Origin of the sequence: Raineyella sp. LH-20 (assembly GCF_033110965.1) — a bacterium.
Classification (GTDB): Bacteria; Actinomycetota; Actinomycetes; order Propionibacteriales; family Propionibacteriaceae; genus Raineyella.
The window spans coordinates 2,928,849-2,951,740 of sequence record NZ_CP137003.1 but is presented as its reverse complement, the minus strand read 5'-3'; the positions used below and the strand labels follow the sequence as shown (position 1 = coordinate 2,951,740).

The 22,892-nt window shown below is 70.3% G+C and carries 22 protein-coding genes and 1 pseudogene; 8 read left to right on the top strand and 15 right to left on the bottom strand.

Going from position 1 to position 22,892, the window contains the following annotated elements:
• Positions 1 to 12 precede the first annotated feature (12 nt).
• Complete coding sequence (locus tag R0146_RS12995; protein ID WP_317690275.1) at positions 13 to 990, top strand: cupredoxin domain-containing protein; 978 nt, start codon at positions 13 to 15, stop codon at positions 988 to 990.
• 19 nt (positions 991 to 1,009) lie between these two features.
• On the opposite strand, the gene R0146_RS12990 is transcribed toward R0146_RS12995, so the two are convergent.
• Positions 1,010 to 3,943 carry a cation-translocating P-type ATPase gene (locus R0146_RS12990; protein ID WP_317690274.1) on the bottom strand — a complete coding sequence of 978 codons (2,934 nt, stop codon included), beginning with the start codon at positions 3,941 to 3,943 and terminating at the stop codon, positions 1,010 to 1,012.
• Positions 3,944 to 4,261: 318 nt separating this feature from the next.
• On the opposite strand from R0146_RS12990, the gene R0146_RS12985 reads away from it, so the two are divergent.
• The 5 genes from R0146_RS12985 to R0146_RS12965 all read left to right on the top strand — a co-directional run bounded on the left by R0146_RS12985 (position 4,262) and on the right by R0146_RS12965 (position 9,205).
• Complete coding sequence (locus tag R0146_RS12985) at positions 4,262 to 4,726, top strand: DUF4870 domain-containing protein (RefSeq protein ID WP_317690273.1); 465 nt, start codon at positions 4,262 to 4,264, stop codon at positions 4,724 to 4,726.
• Between the two features lie 220 nt (positions 4,727 to 4,946).
• Positions 4,947 to 5,234: an acylphosphatase gene (locus tag R0146_RS12980; protein ID WP_317690272.1), complete on the top strand. Its 288-nt coding sequence runs from the start codon at positions 4,947 to 4,949 to the stop codon at positions 5,232 to 5,234.
• A gap of 234 nt (positions 5,235 to 5,468) precedes the next feature.
• A complete protein-coding gene (locus R0146_RS12975; RefSeq protein ID WP_317690271.1) occupies positions 5,469 to 6,677 on the top strand; it encodes an MFS transporter in 1,209 nt (402 codons plus the stop codon).
• A gap of 173 nt (positions 6,678 to 6,850) precedes the next feature.
• Complete coding sequence (locus R0146_RS12970) at positions 6,851 to 7,804, top strand: acyl-CoA thioesterase (protein WP_317690270.1); 954 nt, start codon at positions 6,851 to 6,853, stop codon at positions 7,802 to 7,804.
• A 60-nt stretch (positions 7,805 to 7,864) separates the two neighbouring features.
• Positions 7,865 to 9,205, top strand: a complete 1,341-nt coding sequence (locus tag R0146_RS12965) for a DUF4921 family protein (protein WP_317690269.1) — start codon at positions 7,865 to 7,867, stop codon at positions 9,203 to 9,205.
• Between the two features lie 78 nt (positions 9,206 to 9,283).
• Here R0146_RS12965 and R0146_RS12960 read toward each other — a convergent pair whose 3' ends face one another.
• Positions 9,284 to 9,904 (bottom strand): L-threonylcarbamoyladenylate synthase, encoded by a 621-nt coding sequence (locus R0146_RS12960; protein ID WP_317690268.1) that lies wholly within the window; start codon positions 9,902 to 9,904, stop codon positions 9,284 to 9,286.
• Between the two features lie 62 nt (positions 9,905 to 9,966).
• Between R0146_RS12960 and R0146_RS12955 the strand changes: the two genes are divergently transcribed.
• Complete coding sequence (locus tag R0146_RS12955; RefSeq protein ID WP_317690267.1) at positions 9,967 to 11,109, top strand: MalY/PatB family protein; 1,143 nt, start codon at positions 9,967 to 9,969, stop codon at positions 11,107 to 11,109.
• Between the two features lie 17 nt (positions 11,110 to 11,126).
• On the opposite strand, the gene R0146_RS12950 is transcribed toward R0146_RS12955, so the two are convergent.
• Positions 11,127 to 11,561: a pilus assembly protein gene (locus tag R0146_RS12950; protein WP_317690266.1), complete on the bottom strand. Its 435-nt coding sequence runs from the start codon at positions 11,559 to 11,561 to the stop codon at positions 11,127 to 11,129.
• A 161-nt stretch (positions 11,562 to 11,722) separates the two neighbouring features.
• On the opposite strand from R0146_RS12950, the gene R0146_RS12945 reads away from it, so the two are divergent.
• Positions 11,723 to 12,949 carry a pyrophosphate--fructose-6-phosphate 1-phosphotransferase gene (locus tag R0146_RS12945; RefSeq protein ID WP_317690265.1) on the top strand — a complete coding sequence of 409 codons (1,227 nt, stop codon included), beginning with the start codon at positions 11,723 to 11,725 and terminating at the stop codon, positions 12,947 to 12,949.
• A 187-nt stretch (positions 12,950 to 13,136) separates the two neighbouring features.
• Here the strand turns inward: R0146_RS12945 and R0146_RS12940 are convergent, their stop codons facing one another.
• The 12 genes and pseudogenes from R0146_RS12940 to R0146_RS12885 form a co-directional block, all read right to left on the bottom strand.
• On the bottom strand, positions 13,137 to 14,324 hold the full coding sequence (locus tag R0146_RS12940; RefSeq protein ID WP_317690264.1) for a YhjD/YihY/BrkB family envelope integrity protein: 1,188 nt from the start codon (positions 14,322 to 14,324) through the stop codon (positions 13,137 to 13,139).
• Between the two features lie 38 nt (positions 14,325 to 14,362).
• Positions 14,363 to 14,944: a helix-turn-helix domain-containing protein gene (locus R0146_RS12935; protein WP_317690263.1), complete on the bottom strand. Its 582-nt coding sequence runs from the start codon at positions 14,942 to 14,944 to the stop codon at positions 14,363 to 14,365.
• Between the two features lie 263 nt (positions 14,945 to 15,207).
• Positions 15,208 to 15,660 (bottom strand): annotated as a pseudogene (locus tag R0146_RS12930) (bifunctional nuclease family protein); the annotation flags it as partial.
• A 65-nt stretch (positions 15,661 to 15,725) separates the two neighbouring features.
• Positions 15,726 to 16,526, bottom strand: coding sequence for a transcriptional regulator FtsR (locus tag R0146_RS12925; RefSeq protein ID WP_317690262.1), 801 nt, complete (start codon positions 16,524 to 16,526; stop codon positions 15,726 to 15,728).
• Positions 16,526 to 17,044 carry a double zinc ribbon and FHA domain-containing protein gene (locus tag R0146_RS12920; protein WP_411567205.1) on the bottom strand — a complete coding sequence of 173 codons (519 nt, stop codon included), beginning with the start codon at positions 17,042 to 17,044 and terminating at the stop codon, positions 16,526 to 16,528. Before R0146_RS12920 ends, R0146_RS12925 begins: the two co-directional genes overlap by 1 nt.
• Positions 17,045 to 17,428: a glycine cleavage system protein GcvH gene (gene gcvH / locus R0146_RS12915; protein WP_317690260.1), complete on the bottom strand. Its 384-nt coding sequence runs from the start codon at positions 17,426 to 17,428 to the stop codon at positions 17,045 to 17,047.
• A 117-nt stretch (positions 17,429 to 17,545) separates the two neighbouring features.
• Positions 17,546 to 18,898, bottom strand: coding sequence for a DUF881 domain-containing protein (locus R0146_RS12910; protein WP_317690259.1), 1,353 nt, complete (start codon positions 18,896 to 18,898; stop codon positions 17,546 to 17,548).
• Positions 18,891 to 19,223 (bottom strand): small basic family protein, encoded by a 333-nt coding sequence (locus tag R0146_RS12905; protein ID WP_317690258.1) that lies wholly within the window; start codon positions 19,221 to 19,223, stop codon positions 18,891 to 18,893. The genes R0146_RS12910 and R0146_RS12905 overlap by 8 nt, the downstream gene beginning before the upstream one ends.
• Complete coding sequence (locus tag R0146_RS12900; protein WP_317690257.1) at positions 19,220 to 20,038, bottom strand: DUF881 domain-containing protein; 819 nt, start codon at positions 20,036 to 20,038, stop codon at positions 19,220 to 19,222. The genes R0146_RS12905 and R0146_RS12900 overlap by 4 nt, the downstream gene beginning before the upstream one ends.
• Entirely contained in the window at positions 20,035 to 21,681 is a 1,647-nt protein-coding gene (gene lnt, locus R0146_RS12895) for an apolipoprotein N-acyltransferase (RefSeq protein WP_317690256.1), read from the bottom strand. Before lnt ends, R0146_RS12900 begins: the two co-directional genes overlap by 4 nt.
• Complete coding sequence (gene pgsA, locus R0146_RS12890) at positions 21,678 to 22,289, bottom strand: phosphatidylinositol phosphate synthase (RefSeq protein WP_317690255.1); 612 nt, start codon at positions 22,287 to 22,289, stop codon at positions 21,678 to 21,680. Before pgsA ends, lnt begins: the two co-directional genes overlap by 4 nt.
• A complete protein-coding gene (locus R0146_RS12885) occupies positions 22,289 to 22,888 on the bottom strand; it encodes an HIT family protein (RefSeq protein WP_317690254.1) in 600 nt (199 codons plus the stop codon). Before R0146_RS12885 ends, pgsA begins: the two co-directional genes overlap by 1 nt.
• Positions 22,889 to 22,892: the final 4 nt, after the last annotated feature.

The following is a 22,892-nucleotide window of genomic DNA, read 5'->3' as shown; positions in this document are numbered from 1 at the left end:
AGGGAGCAGTTGATGCCCGTCCATACCCCCCGCGGCGTACGGTCGCCGTTCCTCAAAGTCCTGGTCGCGCTCGTGACGACCCTCCTCCTCGCCGTCGGCACCGCGCCCGCACAGGCCGCCCCGCCACTGACCAGTCCGGTGACCTGGACCGTCAAGGTCGGCCAGCAGTCCCAGGACGGCGCCATCCAGGGCATGGCGTTCGCACCTCAGGACATCTCGATCAACGTCGGCGACACCGTCCATTGGGTCGCCAACTCGATGGAGATCCACACCGTCAGTTTCTTCACCGCCAGCACCCCGGCCGTGCCCTTCGATCCCGCGATCGGGTACATGGTCACGCCCACCCCGCAGACGACCATCTCCGCACCCGGCCAGTTCCGCAACTCCGGCGTGATGTCGACCGATCCGGCGGACATCCAGCACTACAACCTGACGTTCACCGGCACCGGTGACTACCACTACGTCTGCTACGTCCACGGCGCGATGATGGTCGGCACCGTGCACGTACGACCCGCGGGCACCCCGTACCCGTCCACCCAGCAGAACTACGACGCACAGGCCGCCAAGATCGCCGCCACCGTACGGTCCGACGGCGTCCGGCTCCGGGCCAAGGCCCAGGCGGCCGCCGACAACCACCACGTCTTCGTCGGCGCCGCGGACCAGACCGCGCTGGTGATGCGCTTCATCCGTCCGACGGTGTACATCCGCACCGGTGAGCAGGTGACCTTCGACATGGGACGCAACAGCGGGGTCCCCATCCCGCACACGGTGACGTTCGGGCCCGAACCTGCGGACCTGGCGCCCCACGGCGATCCCTCGGCCTACTCCGGCGGCGCCCTGTCCTCCGGCCTGATGCTGCCACCGCCGTACAACACGTTCGCCGGCGTCCCGTCGACGTTCACGGTGACCTTCACGCAGCCCGGCACCTATCACTACCTCTGCATGCTCCACGACACCATGGGCATGGTCGGCGACGTCGTCGTCCAGTGACCTGCTCCGCCCGCTCCGTTCACCGGGGCCGGGGCGCCACGGCGGGGGCTTCCCGCTCGGCGACCCGGCCCTGGTGGCGTACGTACCCGCGCCGTACCTCATCGAGCAGCACCATCGCCACCGGCAGCACGGCCAGCGCCGCCCAGTCGGCCAGCAGCAACGGTGCGGTGCCGAAGACCCCCTGGAGCAGCGGCACATAGCTGAGCGCGGCGAGCAGCACGATCTCCGCCACGATGCCCCACACGATCCGGCGGTTGGAGAAGATCCCGATCGTCCACAACGACACCGACGTCGTACGGCAGCCGAGCACGGCGCCGATCTGACAGAAGATGATCGCCGCCAGGGTCATCGTGGTGGCCCTGGCGTACAGCTCCCCGTCGGCCGCGAACGGGACCGCCGGCCAGCCGTTGGCGACGTTGACCACCAGATACCCGACCAGTGCGAAGACCGCCTCCAGCAGGCCGTACCAGCCGAACGCCAGGCCGAGCACCCGCCGGTCCATCAGCCGCTGGCTGCGAGGCCGAGGTGGCCGGTCCATCACATCGGACTCGGGGCGCTCGGTGCCCAGACCGAGGGCCGGCAGCAGGTCGGTGCCGAGATCGATGGTGAGGATCTGCATCACCGTCAACGGCAGCGGGACGACGCCGCGGGACACCAGGAACACCGCCGACGGAGCCGCCTCGGCCATGTTGCTGGTCAGGATGTAGGTGAGGAACTTGCGGATGTTGTCGTAGACCCCGCGTCCCTCGTCGATCGCCGTCACGATCGAGGCGAAGTGGTCGTCGGTGAGGATCATGTCGGCGGCCTCCTTCGACACGTCCGTGCCGGTGCGGCCCATGGCGATCCCGATGTCGGCCCTCTTCAGGGCCGGCGCATCGTTGACGCCGTCACCGGTGACCGCGACGATCTCCCCCATCGACTGGAGGGTCGCGACGACCCGGAACTTCTGTTCTGGCGCGACCCGGGCGAAGATCAGCTCCCCACGCAGCGCCTCGACGAGGTCCTCCTCGGACATCCGCGCCAGTTCGGTCCCCGAGACGACCCGGACGTCAGCGCCGCGGACGACGCCGATGCTGCGGGCGATCGACTCCGCGGTCAGGCCGTAGTCGCCGGTGATCATGATGATCCTGATGCTGGCCCGGTGACAGGTGGCGACCGCCTCGGCGATCCCCTCGCGGGGCGGGTCCTCCATCGCCACCAGGCCGAGGAAGGTCAGCTCCCGCTCGACCTCGTCGACCGTGTACGTGGCCGGGTCGGCGACGACGTCGACCGTACGCACCGCGACCGCGAGCACCCGCAGCCCACGACGGGCGAACCCGTCGTTCACCGCGGTGATCTCGGCCCGGTCCGCCTCGGTCATCTCCCGCCGGACGCCGTCGCGGACGATCCACGAGCACTGCGGCGGCACGCACTGCGGGGCTCCCTTGACGTACGCAAGCCGGCGCCCGTCCGCCTGGTGGATCGTCGTCATCCGCTTGCGTCGGGAGTCGAACGCCAGTTCCCGGAGTCGTGGGCGCTCCCGTTGCAGGGCCTCCGGGTCCAGGCCGGCCTTGGCGGCCACGACGAGCAGGCAGGCCTCCGTCGGGTCGCCGTGGACGGTCCACCGGGATTCGTCCGGGGCCGGCGGTCGCACCGCGCTGTTGTTGCACAGGCCGGCCGCTTCGAGGAGCGTACGCAGCGCAGGGTCCGTCGTCGCGGTGGCATCCTGCGGTGCGGTGCTGGCCAGCGGTGCGGCAGTGTCCTGCGGTGCAGCGCCGGCCGGGCCGACTGTGGCCCGATCGTCCGTGGTCGTCGCGGTCCCGGTGGTGCTTCCGGTGGCGACGGGGTCCTGTCGGTGGATCATCCCCTCCGGTGCGTATCCACGTCCGTCCACCGCGTACCAGACTCCCGGCACCCACAGGTCCGTGACGGTCATCTCGTTCTGCGTCAACGTGCCGGTCTTGTCCGAACAGATCACTGTGGTGCAGCCGAGGGTCTCCACCGACGACAGCTTCTTCACCAGCGCATGGCGCCTGGCCATCCGCTGGACCGCCATCGCCAGCGACAGCGTGACGGTCGGCAGCAGCCCCTCGGGGATGAAGGCGACCACCATGCCCAGCCCGAAGACGAACGCCCGTGCCCAGGGCTCACCGACGAACACCACCGCCACCACGACGAACAGGGCGCCCAGACCGAGCGCCAGCACCGACAGCTGCCGGGTCAGTCGGCCCAGTTCCTTCTGCAGTGGACTCGGTTCCTCCCGCACCGACTGGGTGAGGTCGGCGATCCGGCCGAACTCGGTGGCCATCCCGGTGGCGGTCACCACGGCCCGGCCGTCGCCGTTCATCACGCTCGTTCCGGCGAAGACCATGTTGTGCAGCTGCGCCGCCGGCAGGTCCTCGGCGACCGGACCGGCGTCCTTGTGCACCGCTCGTGACTCGCCGCTCAGCGCGGACTGGTCGATCTGCAGGTCGCTGGCCTCCACCAACCGGGCATCGGCACCGATCCGGTCGCCCTCCGCGACCACCAGCAGATCTCCGGGCACCAGGTCCTGGGTCGGGATCTCCCGCACCTCGCCGTCACGGACCACCGTCACGTGGCCCGACAGCAGCTTCTTGAGTTCCTCGGTGGCCCGCTCCGCGCGATACTCCTGCCAGAACCCGAAGACCCCGTTGACGACGTTCACCACGACGATGGCGATCCCGAGTTCGACGATCCCGGCGAGCAGCGCCACCAGTCCCCCGACCCACAGCAGGATGGCCATCGGGCTGGTGAACTCGGCAGCGAAGACGAGCACCAGCGGTCGACGTGCCTGTTCGCGCAGGACGTTGGGTCCGTGCCGGGCCAGCAGTTCGGCGACCTGCGACGACGCGAGCCCGCGGTCGCCGGGGCCGAACGTCCGCAGTGCGTCGTCCGCGGTGAGCCGGTGCACGTCCGTGCCGGTGGATGTCCTGGACTGTGTGATTGCGTCCATCGTCGCCACTCCTCCAGAGCGCGTACGCCAGGCCCGCGCGTACGCCCCGCTTCCTCACTGTAGTTCGCCGGGACCCGTTCCGATCCGCGCTCGGCGCAAGAGACATCGCAGGGCCTGACCATGCCGAGCACCCGAGGAGCGCTGGCCGAGTGACTGCAGGGCTCGCCGTGCATCGTCGCATGCGCCGAACATCCGCAGTGCACTGGCCGGCGCAGGATCTCACCCGGGCGCAGGACCGCCCGGGCCCGACCCCGAGCACGCCCGGAATCCACCCCCGTGAGCGCTGCGTACGGCGTTGCGCTGGGTCACCATGGACGCATGCAGACCAACCCCTACGGCTCCAATCCCTACGGCACTGGACCGTCCGGCGCCCCGCCGTACGCGGCCGGCCCGTACGATCCCCGCATCGGCCACTCCCCCTCGATGACCACTGGCGAGGAACGTTCGGTCGCGATCCTGGCCCACCTGTCGGCGATCATCGCGATGATCGTGAGCGCCGGCTGGCTCAGCTTCGTCGGCCCGCTCATCGTCTGGTTCCTCTACAAGGACCGCAGTGACTTCGTCCGCAACGCCGCTGCCGGTTCGTTCAACTTCAATGTCTGGGCCTGGGTGATGAATGTCGTCGCCTGGATCCTGCTGTTCACCGTCGTCCTCGCCCCTTTCGCGGTCGTGCTGTGGATCGTCGCCGGCGTCATGACCCTGTGGTGCCACATCCGCGGAGCGATCCTCGCCAACCGCGGCGAGCTCTACCGCTACCCCGCGACCATCGGCCTGCTCCACTGACATCTCCGGCCGAGGGCCAGGGCTGACTGATGTTCCGGCGCCGGGATCGTGTCCGACGATCCCGGCGCCGGACCACGTCGTACCCCAGACCACGTCGTACCCCAGATGTCGGACCGGGCCCTTCGGCCCCGAACGTGTCGGACATCCCGGCCCCTGTAGCCCCCTGAACACAGCCCCCAGAACGCCCCGACGCCGCCGGCGATGCCTCTAGGCTCGGAACATGAGAGAACGGCCCCTGGAAGAGCTGCACGCGGTGGTGCACGGCCATGTGCAGGGCGTCGGATTCCGCTTCTGGACCGAACGCCAGGCGGCCCGGATCGGGCTGGTCGGCTGGGTCGCCAACCGGCCGAACGGGACCGTCGAGATCATTGCCCAGGGCACCCACGCCCAGGTGATCGAACTGCTGCGTACGCTCAAGTCCTCGATGACGCCGGGGCAGGTCGAGCGGCTCGAGCGGGAGATCCGCACCCCCACCGTCCGCTACGAGGACTTCGGTATCACCTACTGACCTGTATCACCTACTGACGGCCGCCTTCGGCCCCCCGGGTACCTCCGACGAAATTTCCATAGGGCAAACCTATGGAAATTTTCACGAACACCGTCTCCCCGGCCGGCCGGTAAGAATGCCCTCGCCCGATCCGACCGCCACCATCCGCCGACGCGCCGCCCGGCCGACACCGCGTCGTCACCAGGTGGTGCGACGATGGGGCCCGTGGCGGGTCGTCAGGCATGGTCGGTGTGGGTGATCGGAATCGTCGTCTACGCGGTCGCGGTGATGCAGCGGTCGACCCTCGGCGTCGCCGGTATCGAGGCGTCCGACCACTTCGGCGCCGGCGCCGGGATCGTGTCGGTCTTCGTGGTGCTCCAGTTGGCCGTGTACGCCGCGGCCCAGGTGCCCGTCGGGCTGGCCCTCGACCGGTTCGGCTCGCGCCGGGTGATCACCGTGGGCGCCGTCCTGATGGCCGTCGGACAACTCCTGGTCGGGGTCACCGGCTCGGTCCCGGTCGCGATCATCGGACGCATCCTGGTCGGCCTGGGCGACGCCATGACGTTCAACTCGGTGATCCGCCTCGTCCCGGCCTGGTTCGCGCCCCACCAGGTGCCGATCCTCACCCAGCTCACCGGCCTCATCGGCCAGGCCGGCCAGATCCTGTCGGCCATCCCGTTCCGCGCCGTCCTGGAGAACGCCGGCTGGCAGACCGCCTTCCTCGCCGCGGCCGGTGCCTCGGTGATCGCCGCCGTGCTGATGGGGGTCTTCGGCCGCACCGCCCCATCCGGCCAGTGGCGGCCGAACACGTCCGGTTCTCCCGCCGCACTGCTGACCAGTGTCCGCGCGGTGGTCACCACGCCATCCACCGCGGCGGGCTTCTGGGTGCATTTCAGCACCTGCTTCTCGGCGATGCTGTTCCCGCTGATGTGGGGCTTCCCCTACCTCACCGCCGGGCTGGGCTACTCCCCGGCACTGGCCAGCACGCTGCTGTCCTTCTTCGTCCTGGTGGCCATCCCAGCCGGCCCGGTGGTGGGCCGGATCACCGCCCGACATCCGCGCCGGCGCGCCGACGTAGCGCTGCTGCTGGTCTGGCTGCAGGTCGTCTGCTGGACGATCACCCTGCTGTGGCCGGGCGTCCCTCCGGTGGGGATGCTGGTGGTCCTGATCGTCGCCCTGGCGTTGGGCGGGCCCGGCTCCAACATCGGCTTCGACTACATCCGCACCTCCCAGCCGCCACAGCGGGTCGGGACCGGCACCGGGATGGTGATCATGGGCGGGTTCATCGCCTGTCTGGTGAGCATCCTGGTGATCGGTCTCGTCCTGGACGCCGTGTCGACCGACGGGCACGACAGCCGACAGGCGTACACCGTGGCGCTCGCCACCCAGGCGCCGATCTACCTGATCGGCCTGGTCGGCATCTACCTGTCCCGCCGACGACTGCGGGCCGCCGGCCGGCACTGACCCACTCCCTGCCCGGGCCGGGAGACCGCCCCGGACATCCGGCCCCCCTCCGGACGGCCACCGCACGGCGAGCCTGACCTCCGGAAGGTCGTTTCCCGCGACGGCACGACCCCCCGCCGCCGCGCAGGGCCGCCTGAGATAGTGAGCCGCAGTCAGCAGAACGGAGCAGTCCCGTGCCCACCCGATCCCCCGTGGAGACCCTGCGGTTCCTCGCCGCCCCGACCGACGTCCTGTTCGACGGTGAGGACATCGTCAACGGCGGGCGGATCCTGGAGTGGATCGACAAGGCGGCGTACGCCGTCGCCGCGAGCTGGAGCGGTCACTACTGCGTCACCGCGTACGTCGGCCACGTCTCCTTCCGCCACGGCATCCCGTCGGGACACCTGGTGGAGGTCGAGGCACGGATCGTCTACACCGGGCGCACGTCGATGCACATCCAGTGCACCGTACGCCACTCCGATCCGAAGACGCTGCGCTGGGCCGAGGCGACCAACTGTCTGGTCATCTTCGTCGCCACCGACGGCCAGGGGCACTCGGTGCCGGTCGCGGAGTTCGATCCGATCACCGCCCGGGAACGGGCGCACGCCAAGGCGGCCGTCGGCCGGGCGGGGATCCGCAAGGAGATCGAGGACGAGATGGCCCGCCAGGCCTACACCGCCGACGGGACCGCCCCGAAGGTCGTCACCCGCTTCCTGGCCCAGCCGACCGACGTGAACTGGGGCGGCAAGGTGCACGGTGGCACCGCGATGGAGTGGATCGACCAGGCGGCCTGGCTGTGCGCCAGCCAGTGGTCCGGGATGACGCCGACCGTGGTCTACTCCGGCGGCGTACGGTTCTATCGGCCGATCCACATCGGCCATGTCGTCGAGCTCGAGGCCCGGCTGCTGCGGACCAACCGCAAGACGATGGACATCTCGGTGCACGTCCGGTCCGGCGACCCCCGCACGGACCAGCGGGAGCTCACCACCCACTGTGCGATCACCTACGGTGTCCGGGGCCCGGACGGTCGGCTGTGCGACATCCCGCAGTGGCGGCCGGTGTCGGCCGAGGACGAGGCGCTGGCGGCACACGCCCTCCGGCTCCGCAAGATCCGCGGGCACCGGGTCCCCGGGCTGACCACCGGCTAGTTCCGCGGGGCCGCCTCGCTAGGCTGGCGGCTGCCACCAGGCAGGGGAACAGGAGGGGACATGTCCTCAGCAGTGCTCATTCCGTCCGCACAGCTCATGCAGGAGATGGCTGACGGCACGATCAAGCAGGTCAACCCGTTCAGCGGCACCGAGGTGTGGACCGTGCCGGGTCGGGCGCACCGCCCCCTGGGCATCAGCCACCCCTCGCCGCAGCCGTTGCGTACCGAGGACCACGGCCGCTGGTGCGCGTTCTGCGAGCAGCGCTACCTCGAGACCCCGCCGGAGAAGTCCCGGATGGTCCGCGACGGCGACGGCTGGCGCCAGCTCGACGGGGTCGGCGCCGACCACCTCCACGACACTGTCGCCGAGTTCCGCCGGATCCCGAACCTGTTCGAGATCGTGTCGTACGACTACTGGCGCGCCAACTACGGCTACGACATGCCCGCCGACCTGCAGCGCCGGATGGACGACTACCTGGCCACCACGCTCGGCCGCGACCACGTCCTGCGGATCGTGCAGACCCGGATGCGCGCCGCCGGGCTCTCCAACAGCGACTGGGCGGCGCTGTCCGAGGACGAGCGACGGGCCCAGGCGGCAGGCTTCTTCGGCGGCGGCCACGACGTGATCGTCGCCCGGCGGCACTTCACCGACGGGGCGTACGACGACACCGGCCTCGCCTCGTCGGGCACCCTCACCGCTGAGGAGCACTACCGGTACATGACCTTCACCGTCGAGGCGATGAAGCGTCTCTACGCGGCGAACCGCTACGTACGTTACGTGGCGGCGTTCCAGAACTGGCTCAAGCCGGCCGGCGCCTCCTTCGACCACCTGCACAAGCAGTTGGTGGCGATCGACGAGCGGGGCGTCAACAACGAGCTGGAGATCGAGCGGATCCGGGCCAACCCGAACCTCTACAACGAGGCCGCGGTGAACTACGCCGGCTACCACAATCTGGTGGTCGCCGAGAACGACCACGCGGTCGCCTTCGCCGGGTTCGGGCACCGCTACCCCACCCTCGAGGTCTACTCCAAGAGCGCCGCACCGGTGCCGTGGAAGGCCACCGAGGAGGAGGTCCGGGCGATGTCGGACCTGCTGCACGCCTGCCATGCAGCGACCGGCGTCGACGTGCCCAGCAACGAGGAGTGGTACCACCGCCCGATCGATGTGCTGGAGCCGATGCCGTGGCGGATCATGCTGAAGTGGCGGGTGTCGAACCTGGCCGGGTTCGAGGGCGGCACGAAGATCTACCTCAACACCCTGTCCCCCACCACGGTCCGCGACCGGGTCGTCCCGAAGCTCTACGAGCTGCGCGACCGCGGCCGGATCGCGCCGATGCGGATCGCGACCGAGGCGCGGTGCGAGCCGAACTCGCTGCGCTACATCGAGCAGCTGCGGCACTGACCGGACGCCGAGCACCGGCCGTCCAGCCACCCGCCGGCCCGGGCGGCCCAGCCACCCGCCGGGGTCGGCCGGTCCGGATCACTCGAAGGGGGTCGGGTCCCCGGCGCCGATCCGGTCGACGGTGACCTCGTCACCGGTGAAGTTCACCACGGTGGTCGGCTCGACGCCGCAGTCGCCGGAGTCGATCACCGCGTCCACCTGGTGGTCGAGCTCCTCCTTGATCTGCCAGCCGTCGGTCAGCGGCTCCTCGAAGCCCGGCAGCAGCAGCGTGCTCGACATCAGCGGCTCGCCCAGCGCGTCGAGCAGGGTCAGTGCGGTGACGTGCTGGGGCACCCGGACGCCGACCGTACGCTTCTTCGGGTGCACCATCGCCTTGGGCACCTCGCGGGTCGCCGGCAGGATGAAGGTGTACGGGCCGGGGGTGGCGGCCTTGACCGCGCGGAAGACGGCGTTGTCCATCTGGACGTACTGACCCAGCTGCGCGAAGTTGGAGCAGACGAGGGTGAAGTGGTGCTTGTCGTCCAGCTTGCGGATCTGTCGGATCCGGTCGAGGCCTTCCTTGTTGCCCATCCGGCAGCCGAGCGCGTAGCAGGAGTCGGTCGGGTAGGCCACGAGTCCACCACCGCGCAGGATGTCGACCGCCTGCTGGATGGACCGGGACTGCGGGTTGACCGGGTGGACGTCGAAATACTTCGCCATGGAGGGACAGCCTACCGTCGGTCTGCCGTCACTGTGCGGGTCGGCGCACTAGTCTGCTGGGCGTGACGTACGAGATCCTCACTGTTCCGTTGGCCGAGCTGCGCACCCGCACGTCGATGAAGTGGCGCCGCTACCCGCCGGACGTCCTCCCGCTGTGGGTCGCGGAGATGGACTGCCGGGTGGCTCCCCCGGTGGCCGCCGCCCTGCACGAGGCGATCGACCGCGGCGACACCGGCTATCCGTCCGGTCCGGTCTACGAGCAGGCGGTCGCCCGGTTCGCCGCCGACCAGTGGGGGCTGGAACTCGACCCGGCCAGGATCGGCCTGATGCCCGACGTGATGGGCGGCATCCGCAACGCCATCGAGGTCACCACCCGACCCGGTGACCACGTGGTGGTCGATCCGCCGGTCTACCCACCGTTCTTCGCCGCCGTCACCGGCACTGGACGTCAACTGCTCGAGGTGCCGATGGCTGCCGACGGCCGCCTCGATCTGGCCGCACTGGAGGCGGCGTTCTCCGGGCGTCTCGGCGTACGGCCCTCCGCCTACCTGCTCGCCAGCCCGCACAACCCGACCAGCCGCGCCCACTCCGCCGAGGACCTGGCGACGGTGGCCCGGCTGGCCACGGAACACCGGATCCGGGTGATCGTCGACGCGATCCACGCCCCGCTCACCGATCCCGGCATCGACTACGTGCCCTATCTGTCGATGCCCGGTTCGGAGGACGCGCTGGTCCTCTTCAGCGCCTCGAAGGCCTGGAACCTCGCCGGCCTCAAGGCCGCCGTGATGGTCGCCGGCCCGGCCGCGACGAAGGACCTCGCGGCGGTGCCGTACGACGCCGCCCGTGGGGCGGCCAGCCACCTCGCAGTGCTGAGCCACACCGTCGCGCTCGACGAGGGCCGGCCGTGGCTCACCCAGTTGCGCAGCGAGATCGCCGCGAACCGGGCCCTGGTGGACCGGCTGCTGGCCTCGACGATGCCGGCGGTCACCCAGCTGCCCGGCAATGCGACCTATCTGGCCTGGCTGGACTGCACGGCGCTGGGGCTGGCCGATCCCTACCGGCACTTCCTGGACTCGGCGCGGGTCGCGCTCAACCCGGGCCCGGCGTTCGGGTCGATCGGCCGCGGACACGTACGCCTCAACCTCGCGACCTCCCCGGAGATCCTCACCGAGGCGATCTCGCGGATGGCCGCCAGCCTGGGCTGAGGCACCGTACGGGTCGCTCAGCCGATCCGCACCAGATCGGCGGAGGCCGACGCACTGGCGTGGACGCTACCGATGCCGATCACCGAGAGGAACACGGTGGGTCGCTCGGCCCGGGTCTCGACCCGGATCCGCCGACCCGGCCGGATCGTCACCGTCCCGGTGACCTCCGGCTCGGCCGCCAGCACCGCCGACGCCGCCGCCCCGGCCGCCTGCGGATCGGGCCCGCCCTCCAGTGCCGAGGCCGCCGCCGCGTCGGCGGCGGCCCGGGCGGCGTGCTCGGCCACGGCGGTCGCCCGTCGCATCGCGGTCACCTGCTGGCCCCCGTCGACGACCAGCCCGGCCATCAGTCCCAGCGCCACGGTGACCAGCAGCACCATCACCGACAGGGCGTGCCCCCGCTGGTCGCGGCGCCCTGGTCGGGCCGGCCCAGGGCCGGCTGCGTACGTCGTCATCGGATCCCCCCGGTGTTCTGCGCGGTGTCCCCCACCCGCGACATCGGCATGATGGCACGCCGACGGTTCGTGGCGCGGCGGCCACGGCCACCCCGCCCCTCCCGGCCGGACGGGCGCGCTTTAGGCTTGTCGCGTCCCGTTCACGAACGAAAGGTATTCACATGCCGGGCAAGGTAGCTCTGCTGACGGCCGGTGGCTTCGCCCCCTGCCTGTCCTCCGCCATCGGCGGTCTCATCCAGCGCTACACCGAGATCGCCCCCGAGCGCGAGATCATCGCGTACAAGCACGGATACCAGGGTCTCCTCCAGGGGGACTTCCTCACGGTGACGCCGGCCGTCCGAGCGAGCGCCGGTCTGCTCCACACGTACGGCGGGTCGCCGATCGGCAACTCGCGCGTGAAGCTCACCAATGAGAAGGACCTGCTCGAGCGCGGTCTGATCCAGCCCGGGGAGAACGCTCTCAAGGTCGCGGCCGATCGCCTGGTCGCCGACGGTGTCGAGATCCTGCACACGATCGGTGGGGACGACACCAACACCACCGCGGCCGATCTGGCCGCCTACCTGCACGAGCACGACTACGAGTTGACCGTGGTCGGTCTGCCGAAGACCATCGACAACGACATCGTGCCGATCCGTCAGTCGCTCGGCGCCCAGACCGCCGCCGAGATGGGCGCGGTCTTCGCCCGCAACATCATCGCGGAACACAACTCTGTCGGTCGCGAGCTCATCGTCCACGAGGTGATGGGCCGGCACTGCGGCTGGCTGACCGCCGCCACCGCCCGCGAGTACCGCAACTGGCTGGACACCCGCGCCTGGCTGCCGGAGATCGGGCTGAGCCGCGAGGCCTGGGAGGTACACGCCGTGTACGTCCCCGAGGACGAGTTCAGCATCGACGACGAGGCGGCCCGCCTCAAGGAGATCATGGACCGGGTCGGCAACGTGACGATCTTCCTGTCCGAGGGCGCCGGTGTCGAGGGCATCGTGCAGGAGCTCGAGGAGTCCGGCGAGGAGGTGCCGCGGGACGCCTTCGGGCACGTCAAGCTCGACAAGATCAACCCGGGCAACTGGTTCGCCAGCCAGTTCGCCGAGCGGATCGGCGCCGAGAAGGTGCTGGTCCAGAAGTCCGGCTACTACTCCCGGTCCGCCGCTCCGGTCGAGTGGGACGTCGACCTGATCTCCTCGATGTGCGATCTCGCCGTGGAGTCGGCGCTGGGCAAGGTGCCCGGCGTGATCGGCAACGACGAGGAGCACGACGACGAGTTGCGCGCCATCGAGTTCGAGCGGATCAAGGGCGGCAAGCCGTTCGACGTGACCAGCGAGTGGTTCACCGAGATGCTGCGCCAGATCGGCCAGCCGATGCCGAAGTCCACCAAGCCGCTGCAGGACTGATCCGCGGCCTGCGGGACCTTTCGCTCGTGGGGCGGCCGCTGCGGCGGTCGCCCCACGGCCATGTCCCGATCCACGGCCATGTCCCGCCCCGCCCATGTCCCGACCTGGGCGGACGGTCGACGTACGCGACCTCGTACGCCATCTCCTGCGCGTCGCCGGGCCTGCGCTCGGTCTTCCAGCGGGAGCTTCAGTGCCGACGCGCCAGACGTGCCACCGCGGCCAGCAGGGTGCCCACCCCCATCCCTGCCACGGCACCGGTGATCCATCCGGTGCGCAGCGCGAGCCGGGCGTTGCGTACGGCCATCCTGCGGCTGACCTGGATGCTGCCGGGTGGCGGGGCGGCGGCCGCAGCGACCCGGTCGTCGGCGCCGCCGACCGTTGCCATGTCCGGTACACCGGGCGGGGCCGTGTCCGGTACACCGGGCGGGGCAGGCGGGCTCGCGGCCGCACCCACCAGCGGGGCGTCGATGTCCTGCACGCGGAGCGGATTGGCCTGCTGGACGGCGGTCGCCATCCAGGCGGCGACGTAGAGGATCAACCTCGCGAACAGGTTGAGGAACAGCATCAGCACGATCACCGGGCCGAACAGTGCCGCGGCCGCGTTGCCGGTGAAGGCGGCGACCAGGAAACTCGTCAGGTACGACAGCAGACCCAGCCCCACCGAGCCGATCAGGGCGGCGCGCCAGGTCACCCGAAAGGCGAATCTCTCCTCCGGGAACACCGTCAGCAGGTAGACGAAGAGCACCCAGCCGGCCGCCGCGGTGGCGAGGATCCCCACCAGACGCAGCGCCGCGCCCACACCGGGGATCCCCTCCCCGCCGATCAGCTGGAGCAGGAGGTCGGTCAGCGTGGTCGAGGCGTTGGCCAGGGCGATGGTGAGCGGGATCAGCACCAGCAGTCCCAGCATCAGTGCGACGTTCACCGCGGTCTCCGCGAGGATGCCGCGCTTGTGCCCGGCGAGGTCGAACTGCTGTCGGGTCTGGGCGCGGATCGCGTTCTTCAGGTTGCCCGCCCAGCCCGAGGCCGAGTAGATCCCGGACAGCAGACCGACCAGCCCGATGGTGCCCCAGTTGACCAGGAAACTGCGGACGATCCCGGAGATCGTCCGCTGCAGGTCGGGCCCGATCCCGGACAGTTGGCGGGTGATCGACTCCTCGACCAGGACGAGCAGGTCGGGACGTACGACGGTGAGGGTGAATCCGATCGCGGCGAAGGTGATCATCAACAGCGGCACCAGTGCCAGCACCGAGAAGTAGGTGATCGCCCCGGCGAACTGGTCGCCCAGCCGGGTGCCGTAGCGGTGCTGCATCCGCAGCAGGTGCGCGATCCAGGGCACCCGCTTCGCGCGGGCCGGCACCTCCTTCAGCCTGGTCATCACCGCGTCCTCCGGGCCCTCGGGCAGCCGGTCGAGGGTCAGCTGGCCTGACGGCGGCGACGCCGGGCGGCGAGCTCGTCGCCGGGCACGACGGTCGGGGTCTCCTCGGCGTTGCGTTCGGCCGGCAGCTCGGCGAGGGATCCCTCCACGTCGCGCCACACCGACCCGATGGCGATGCCGAACATGCCCTGACCGCCCTTGAGCAGGTCGATCACCTCGTCGTCGCGGGTGCATTCGTAGACCGAGACGCCGTCGCTGATCAGCGTCACCTCGGTGAGGTCCTCCACCCCGCGATCACGCAGGTAGTCGATGGCCGTACGGATCTGCTGCAGGGAGACGCCGGCGCTGAGCAGCCGCTTGATCACCTTCAGCAGGAGGATGTCGCGAAAGCTGTAGAGCCGGGCGCTGCCCGACCCGCTCGCGCTGCGGACGCCGGGCGTGACGAGGCCGATCCGGGCCCAGTAGTCGAGCTGGCGGTAGGTGATGTCGGCGGCCTTGGCGGCGACCGGACCACGGAATCCGACGTCCTCGGGGACCGGCGCGAAGTCACCGTCGAAGAGCGTCGCCTGGGCGAGCGGGGTCTCGGTGCGAGACGTCGGAGTGTCCGCCGTGCTGCTCATGTTCTCCGCCTTCCGATGACCTGCTCGGCTCTCGAGCTGACGACGTTGACACTAATCAGGGCACGCGGACGTGGCGGTGCGCCGTACGGCGACACGCCCACCCGGTGCCTCAAGCTGAGGGACGGGTTGAGGGTTCAGGTCAGACTCTACGCCGGGCCGTCGTCGTCGGCATCCCCCGGCGGGTCGTCATCGCCCCGCTGGTCGTCCCCCTCGTCCCCGCCGGGCCCCTCGTCCTCGCCGGGCCCGTCCCCGTGCTCGTCCTCGAAGTCGTCGGCGCTGACGTGGTCGAGGAACTCGCGGAACTTCTCGACCTCCTCCTCGGCCTCTTCCTCCTCCTCGAAGCCGGCCACCTCGAGGACATCCTCGGCGCAGTAGACCGGGGCCTGGCAGCGCAGGGCCAGCGCGATGGCGTCGGAGGGACGGGCGCTGATCTCCACTCCGTCGACCAGCAGGACGGCGTAGAAGGTGCCGCCCTCGAGTTCGGTGATCTGCACCTCCTTGAGGGCGTGCCCCAGGCCGGTGAGGGTGTCGATCATCAGGTCATGGGTCAGCGGACGCGGCGGGCGCAGCCCCTCGAGGGCCTCGGCGATCGCGTTCGCCTCGTTCCAGCCGATCCAGATCGGGACCATCCGGTGGCCACCGACCTCCCGCAACAACACGATGGGCTCGTTGTTCGGCATCTGGGCCCGAACTCCGACCACGTCCATCTCGCGCATGGCCCCACCCTACCCGCGGGCGTCCCCGGCGCCAGCCCTCCGGCCGGGAGGATCGTACGGTGGCGTCAGCCGAGTTCGCGCTGCACCCCGGAGCGCACCATCGCCAGGTGCGTGACGTTGATCAGCCGGGTGAGCTCCTCGATCGTCTGGCGGGAGCTGCCCCGTCGGGTGTGCGCGGCGGTGGCCTGGTTGATCAACCCGACCTCCTTGTCGGCGGCGATCTTGATCTGGCGCAGGTGTCGCGGATCGATGCCGAACGTCGCGAGCTGCTTGGCCGCCACCGCCACGGCGAAGGCGTCCTGGTCGTAGTAGTGCGTGCCGCGCCGGGGGGTGATGACCAGGAGCCGCTCGAGTTCGGCCAGGATCGGCTCGGCCAGGCCGGACTTCTCGATCAGTTCCGCGCGACTGAGCCGTACGGGGCGCCGCTTGCGGTGCTCGGCGGGACGTGTCGGCGGGTCGCCGGCCGCGCGAGAGTCGACACCGCGAGGATCGACACCGCGAGGATCATCGCTCCGAGGGTCGGCGCCGTTCAGCGGGCGGCGCGGGGGCGGGGCCACCGGCTCGGGCGGTGGATCGGGGACACCGGGACTGGGGGTCTCGATCCGGGGCGGGGTGAGGCCCCGATCGATCTGGTCGAGGTGCTCGCGGATGACCTTCAGCGGCAGGTAGTGCGTCCGCTGCATGGTGAGGATGTAGTGCAGGCGCTTGACATCCCCCTCCGAATACTTGCGGTATCCGGAGGGAGCTCTCTCGGGGCTGAGCAGTCCTTCGGTCTCCAGATAGCGGATCTTGGAGATCGACAGATCAGCGAACTCGGGCGTGAGTTCCTTGACCACCCACCCGATCGAGTGTCGGGCCTCCGTCATCAGCGGGAGCCACGTCCGCCGGTGAAGTAGATCATCCGGAACTTCCCGATCTGCACCTCGTCCCCGTCCTTGAGGAGGATGTCGCCATCGACCAGCGTCCGGTTGACGTACGTCCCGTTGAGGCTGCCGACGTCACGCAGCAGGATGCCCTCCGGACGGCGGAGGAACGTCACGTGGTGGCGCGACACGGTGATGTCGTCGAGGAAGATGTCGGAGCGTGGATGGCGGCCCGCGGTGATCTCGTCACGGTCCAGCAGGAAGCGGGCGCCGGCGTTCGGGCCGCGGCGGACGACGAGCAGCGAGGAGCCGGTCGGCAGCGCGGTGACCGCCGCCTTCTCCTCGGAGTTGAGCTCGTCGGTGTCGTTGTCCTCGGTGTACGCCGGGATGACCTTGGTCGTCTCGGACGCCGTGACCAACGGCTCGCCGCATTGCGAGCAGAACTTGCTGCCTTCGGTGTTCAGGTGGCCGCAGGAGGGGCACAACATGTCAGTCAGTTCCTTGGTCTCGAGGGTGAGCAGTCAGGACTCGATCAGGTCGGCGTACGCATCGGCGTCGAGCAGGTCGTCGACGCCGTCGTCGTCGTTGAGGTCGACCTCGAACAGCCAGCCGTCACCGTACGGGTCGTCGTTCACCAGGGCGGTGTTCGTATCGAGATCGGGATTGACGTGGGTGACCGTGCCGGCGACCGGCGAGAGGATGTCGCTGGCGGCCTTCACCGATTCCACCTCACCGACGACGTCACCGGCGGCGATGAGGTCATCCACGGTCGGCAGGTCGATGGAGACGACTTCGCGGAGCTGGTCGACGGCGTACTCGGTGAAACCGATCCGGACCGCCCGGCCGTTCCCCGACCGGACCCACAGGTGTTCCTCGCTGTACTTGAGGTCTTCGGGGAGCTCCATCCGTCCTCCTGGGTCTGGGTGACCTTCGTCGCTGAACACTGAACCTTAGCCTAACGCCGAGAGTCCGGGGGCGCCGGTAAGCCGACGGGGCGCCGAAACACGCGCGTAACGCCCGGGTCAGTTGCCCTTGCCCGTCCCCGTGTCGGCGTTCGGATCCGTACGGGCGAATTGCGGGGACCGCGCGGTGTGCAGGGACGTGATCGTCAGGTTATCCGACTTGGTGATGGTCACCTGCCCACCGACCCGCGGGTCGGTGATCTGGCTCACCAGGCCGCCGCGGAACCGGGCCGCCTCCTCCAGGGAGTGCGGATCGCCGATCACCTCGAGGGTGATCGGCGTCGACACCGCCTGGCCGTCCACGACGATCCCCGAGGCGCCGCTGCCGACCCAGGTGCTGGCCACGACCCGGATCCGGCCGTTGATCTGCATCACCTCGCCGCCGGCGTCGCGCATCTCCTCGAGGGCGTCGAGGATCATCGCCGGTTTCACCTTGGCCTGGGGATCGGTGATGGTGATGGTGATCCCCTGCCCCTGGGCCGGGATGGTGCCGGCGAGGATGCCCAGCGCGGTCAGCCGGTCCTCGGCCTGGGCGCGGGCCAGCGTCTCGTTATCCTGGCCGGACTGGAGCTGGTCGCGGGCGGCCTGGAGGGACTCCAATTCGTTCTGCAACCGCCGGGACTCCTGGTTGAGCCCGTCGAGCATGCCGACCAGGTCCGACTGGCGCAGGGAACTGTACGAGTCGACCTGGCCGCGGCTGCGGATCTGGGTGACGACGGCGAAGGCCACAACGGCGAGCAGGATCGCCACCACCACCTGGGTGCGCTCCGGCCGCAGCCAGTCCCGAAAGGTGGGGCGCACCGGCGACGGGCTGGCCTCGTCGGGCGTCTCCGACGCCGGAGGGGCCGCTGTGACGGTCGCCGATGCCGCATCGCCTGCGGCGGCGTCGACGGAGGTATCGTACGCGGCGACCTCGGCGTCAAGGCTGTCCTGCGGGGCCTCGACACTGCCCTGCGGGGCCTCGACACTGTCCTGCGGGGCCTCGACACTGTCCTGCGGGGCGAGGCCTGCGTCCGGTGCTTCCTCGGCCGCTGCGCCGGGCTCCTCCCCGGTCGGACCGAGGTCGCCCCCTTCGGCAGACTCGCTCGGCTCCGGCGTCATGCCGGTCGCTGTGGGCTCGTCGTTCTCCGGAAGGTCGTCCCCCGCCGGAGCTTCGTCCGGCTCGTCCGACTCATCGCCCGGCGCGGGTGTGTCTTCGCCCGGCGCGGCTGTGTCCTGGTCCGACTCGGACGTCTCCGCGGCCGGCCCATCCGGATCCTCGACCGACGCGTCCAGATCCTCGACCGGTGCGTCCGACTCGTCGGTCGACGGAGCGACCCGGTCGTCCTGCGGCCGGTCCTGCCCGAGCTCGGCATCGGCCGGCCCCTCGGCCCCTTCGTCCCGTTCGGGGCGTTCGATCTCCTCATCACGCATGGAAGATGACCCGTCGGATGGCGGCGACGTTGGTGAAGATGCGGATGCTGAGCACCACCACCACGCCGGTCGAGAGCTGCGAGCCGACACCGATCTGGTCGCCCACCCAGACGATCAGGGCGGCGATCAACACGTTGGAGAAGAACGACACGACGAAGACGCGGTCGCTGAATCGTCCCTCCAGCCAGGCCCGGAACGCGCCGAACATCGCGTCCATCGCGGCGATGATCGCGATCGGGAGGTACGGCTGCAGGGCGGCCGGGACGTCTGGCTGGAAGATGATCCCGAGGACGATGCCGACGACGAGCCCGATGATGGGGATCACGGGGTGCCTCCCTTCGCTTGGCGGAGCGTGACCCTGGTCGCGGCCGGCAGCTGCACCTTCTTCTGCCGGGTGATGGTCATGCGGATACCGATGTTCTTCTCCAGGTAGTTCCACCAGACACCACCGTCGGTGGTGATGAAGGTCTGCTGGAGGCTGTTGGGGTCGCCGATCACCGCGATGGTGTACGGCCGGGTGAGGGAACGATAGTCGACGGTGATCGCGTCGCCGGCTCCGCGGATGGCGGTCAGTCCGGTGAGCCGGTGATCGTTGATCGCGATCCCCTCGGCTCCTGCCTGCCACAGTCCGTTGACCAGTTGCTGCAGGTCGGTGTCGATCACCCGGGCGTCGGCCGCCCCGGTCGACGCGTCGTCCACCACGATGACCAGACCAGGCCCGACCACAGGAGCCGCTCCGGTCGGGATGGAGAGCTGCTCGACCTGGCCGGCGATCCGCGCGTTCCCGGCGTCACTGGCCAGGCCCTTCTGCTGCAGGGCGTACGTCTCGGCGCGGGTGGCCGCAATCTCCTGGCGGAGCTGGTCCTGCTGCTTCTGGGTGGCCTCGATCGCCGTCACCATGGCGGCCCGGTCCGTCTGGATCTGCGGGGCCGCCCGAGTCGTCAGCACCATCGACATCGCGAACAGCGCCGCCGCGGCGGCGAACACCGGAAGCTGGGCCCAGCGATGCGCTCGACCGCCCTGGGCCCAGGCACGTTCACGGGTGTAGTCGGGGTCCACCGCACTGGCCTGGATCTCGCGCAGCAGATCCATGCTGTCGGTGCGCGCGGTCGCCCCCCGCTCCGTCCGCCCTCCGTTCACACCGACAGCCTAGGCGATTCCGAGTGGCTCTCTCGGCGGCCTCCGCGCCGGATCCTGCTCGCCAGCACCGCGCAGGTGAGCAGGCCGAGGAGACCGACCGCGGCACCTGTGAGCTGGATCACCGCACCGAACCGTACGGCCGGGGTGATCGTCGTCGACAGCGGCACGTCCACCACCATCGCTTCCGGCGTGTACCACGGGACCTGCGCCAGCACGCGACCGTCCGGGCCGAAGGCGGCGGTGTGCCCGACGGTGGAGACCTGGACCAGCGACCGCCCCGTCTCGACCGCCCGCAGCCGGGCGAACGCGAGCTGCTGGTCGAGTTCGTCGGTGCGGCCGAAGTCGGCGTTGTTGGTCGGTGAGACCAGCCACTGCGCGCCCTCGCGGACCGACTCGCGGCCCAGCGCGTCGTCGATGATGTCGTAGCAGATCGCCACACCGACGTCGGCCGGACGACCGTCGCGGGTGGTCAGTGCGAGCGCCGCCGGACCGGTGCCCGGCTGGAGGTCCCGCCCGATCAGGCCGATCAGGCCCGGCACGATCTTGTCGTACACCTCCCGGTCGGGCACGTACTCCCCGAACGGCACCGGATTGCGCTTGTCGTAGATCTCCCGGGTGCCGCCGGTCGAGGGCCAGACGTACTCCGACTGGTAGGTCCGGCCGTTCCGGTCCGTCGCCGAGCCGAGCAGCAGCGGCGCGCCGAGCCGGGCGGACAGGGCGTCGAACCGGCTCTGCAGCGACGGCCAGTGGGACGGGTCCCACTCCGCCGCCCCCTCGGGCCAGACGACGACGTCCGGGTGGGCGTCAGCGGGCACCAGGGCGGTCGCCTGCAGGTGGGCGTCGAGGACGTCACCCGGTTGGCCGCCCATGAAATAGCCGGCCCGTTCGTCGCCGCCCTGGATGCCGGCGACCCGGATCGTCCCGGTCGTCACCGACGGGTAGCCCGGCACGGCGACCAGCAGGACGACCAGCGCCAGCCACCCGGTGAGCGGCAGCGCCCGGTGCGCGGGACGTACGTCACGACGGACCAGTCGCCGGGCGCCCGGGACGGCAGCCGCGGCGACCAGGGCGAGGACGAAACCGGTGCCGGCCAGCCCGAGCCAGCCGACCAGGTCCACCAGCGGGCTCCAGGCCAGTGCCTGCGCGAGCCGTCCCCAGGCGAACCCGCGGTAGGGCCAGGAGCTCGACACGACGTCCCGGGCGGTCCACAGCCCGGCGGTGACCAGCGGGGTGAGCAGCCAGCGCCCGACCGGCCCGGGCCAGGCGTGGCGCGCCCAGCGGTGCAGCCAGAAGATCGCGACGTAGCCGAGTGCCCACCACAGGGCCATCACGGCGCCCAGGGCGGCCCACGGCAGCCAGCCGAGGAAGAGGGTGGCCCAGTGCACCAGCGGCAGGTAGAAGGCCAGACCGCTGAGCAGGCCGACCAGCGCGGCCGACCGCGGGCGGGCCGGGATCGCGGCCGAGCCGAGCACGAGGGCCAGTCCCGGCACCAACAGGGGCCACCAGCCGGGCTGCGGGAAGGCCAGGCGCATCGTCAACGCGCCGGCGACGGCCATCGCGGCGATGACCCACCACGGTGTCCGGCGATCCGTGGTGTCGACTGTCTGCACCGGTGCCGGTCCGGTGATCACGCTGGCGTTCACCGGTCCGGGAGCATCTCAGCCTGTGCGTGGACGGTGGACAGCCGCTGTCCGACGGTGATGGTGCCCGCGACCGCGAGCAGCACCACGGCGGCCTCTGCCGCCCACGGCACACCCAGCCCGGACAGCAGCAGACCGAGCAGGATCACCACCAGCCGGTCCGCCCGGGCGGCGATGCCGACGTTGGCACGGAACCCTTCGGCCTCGGCCCGAGCCTTGACGTACGACGTGATCTGCCCCATCGCGATGGCCCAACCGGCCAGACCGACCAGCCAGGCCGGGTCGCCGGTGCGGACGAAGTGGATCATCGTCGCCGTCATCACCGCGGCATCGCTGACGCGATCCAGGGTCGCGTCGAGGAAGGCCCCGTAGCTGGACTGCTGGCCGCTGAGGCGGGCCATCTGGCCGTCGACCGAGTCCGACATCACCAGCACGCCCATCGCCAGTGCGCCCTGCCACAGCCAGCCGAACGGGACCGTGACGAACGCCACCAGCACCAGGCACAGAGTGCCGACCCAGGTGACGGTGTTCGGGTGGACGCCCCAGGCCAGCAGCAGCCGGGCAGGAGGTGTCATCACCCGGCGCCAGCCGTGGCGGAACCGCTCGAGCATCAGCAGGTCCGTCCCGCCGGACCGGGCCAGGCTGCGGCGAGCAACCGACGGGTCTCGCCGAGCAGCTGAGGGATCGCCTTCGTCCGCGCCACGATCGGGAAGAAATTGGTGTCCCCGCGCCACCGCGGCACGACGTGCTGGTGCAGGTGCGCGGCGATGCCTGCGCCGGCCGCCTCGCCTTGGTTCATCCCCAGGTTGAACCCCTGCGGCCGGCTCACCGAGCGCAGCACAGTCATCGCGGTGCGGGTCAGCTCGGCGATCTCCAGCACCTCCTCCACCGTCAGATCGGTGTAGTCGGCCACGTGCCGGTAGGGGCACACCATCAGGTGGCCGGCGTTGTACGGGTACAGGTTGAGGATGACGTACGCGACCCTGCCGCGGTGGACGATCAGCCCGTCCTCGTCCGAGCCGAGGGGGGCGGTGCAGAACGGGCAGGGGTCGCCGGCGTCCGCCAGCGGGTGCTTGTCACCGCTGACGTACGCCTGGCGATGCGCCACCCACAGGCGATCGAACACGTCCGGATCGCCGGCCAGCGTCGACGCGTCGACGGTGACCGACGGTCCGTCCGGCGCCTCCGGGCGCTCCCGCTGCACCGCCATCTGC

Bases quoted from the DNA above. Each gene is read 5' to 3' on its own strand.
- R0146_RS12950 (WP_317690266.1), bottom strand. From the start codon at position 11,561: ATGACGACGTACGCAGCCGGCCCTGGGCCGGCCCGACCAGGGCGCCGC.
- R0146_RS12885 (WP_317690254.1), bottom strand. From the start codon at position 22,888: ATGGCGGTGCAGCGGGAGCGCCCGGAGGCGCCGGACGGACCGTCGGTC.
- R0146_RS12995 (WP_317690275.1), top strand. From the start codon at position 13: ATGCCCGTCCATACCCCCCGCGGCGTACGGTCGCCGTTCCTCAAAGTC.
- pgsA (WP_317690255.1), bottom strand. From the start codon at position 22,289: ATGCTCGAGCGGTTCCGCCACGGCTGGCGCCGGGTGATGACACCTCCT.
- R0146_RS12990 (WP_317690274.1), bottom strand. From the start codon at position 3,943: ATGGACGCAATCACACAGTCCAGGACATCCACCGGCACGGACGTGCAC.
- R0146_RS12965 (WP_317690269.1), top strand. From the start codon at position 7,865: ATGTCCTCAGCAGTGCTCATTCCGTCCGCACAGCTCATGCAGGAGATG.
- R0146_RS12960 (WP_317690268.1), bottom strand. From the start codon at position 9,904: ATGGCGAAGTATTTCGACGTCCACCCGGTCAACCCGCAGTCCCGGTCC.
- R0146_RS12910 (WP_317690259.1), bottom strand. From the start codon at position 18,898: ATGCGTGATGAGGAGATCGAACGCCCCGAACGGGACGAAGGGGCCGAG.
- R0146_RS12945 (WP_317690265.1), top strand. From the start codon at position 11,723: ATGCCGGGCAAGGTAGCTCTGCTGACGGCCGGTGGCTTCGCCCCCTGC.
- R0146_RS12980 (WP_317690272.1), top strand. From the start codon at position 4,947: ATGAGAGAACGGCCCCTGGAAGAGCTGCACGCGGTGGTGCACGGCCAT.
- gcvH (WP_317690260.1), bottom strand. From the start codon at position 17,428: ATGGAGCTCCCCGAAGACCTCAAGTACAGCGAGGAACACCTGTGGGTC.
- R0146_RS12940 (WP_317690264.1), bottom strand. From the start codon at position 14,324: ATGACCAGGCTGAAGGAGGTGCCGGCCCGCGCGAAGCGGGTGCCCTGG.
- R0146_RS12925 (WP_317690262.1), bottom strand. From the start codon at position 16,526: ATGACGGAGGCCCGACACTCGATCGGGTGGGTGGTCAAGGAACTCACG.
- R0146_RS12935 (WP_317690263.1), bottom strand. From the start codon at position 14,944: ATGAGCAGCACGGCGGACACTCCGACGTCTCGCACCGAGACCCCGCTC.
- R0146_RS12985 (WP_317690273.1), top strand. From the start codon at position 4,262: ATGCAGACCAACCCCTACGGCTCCAATCCCTACGGCACTGGACCGTCC.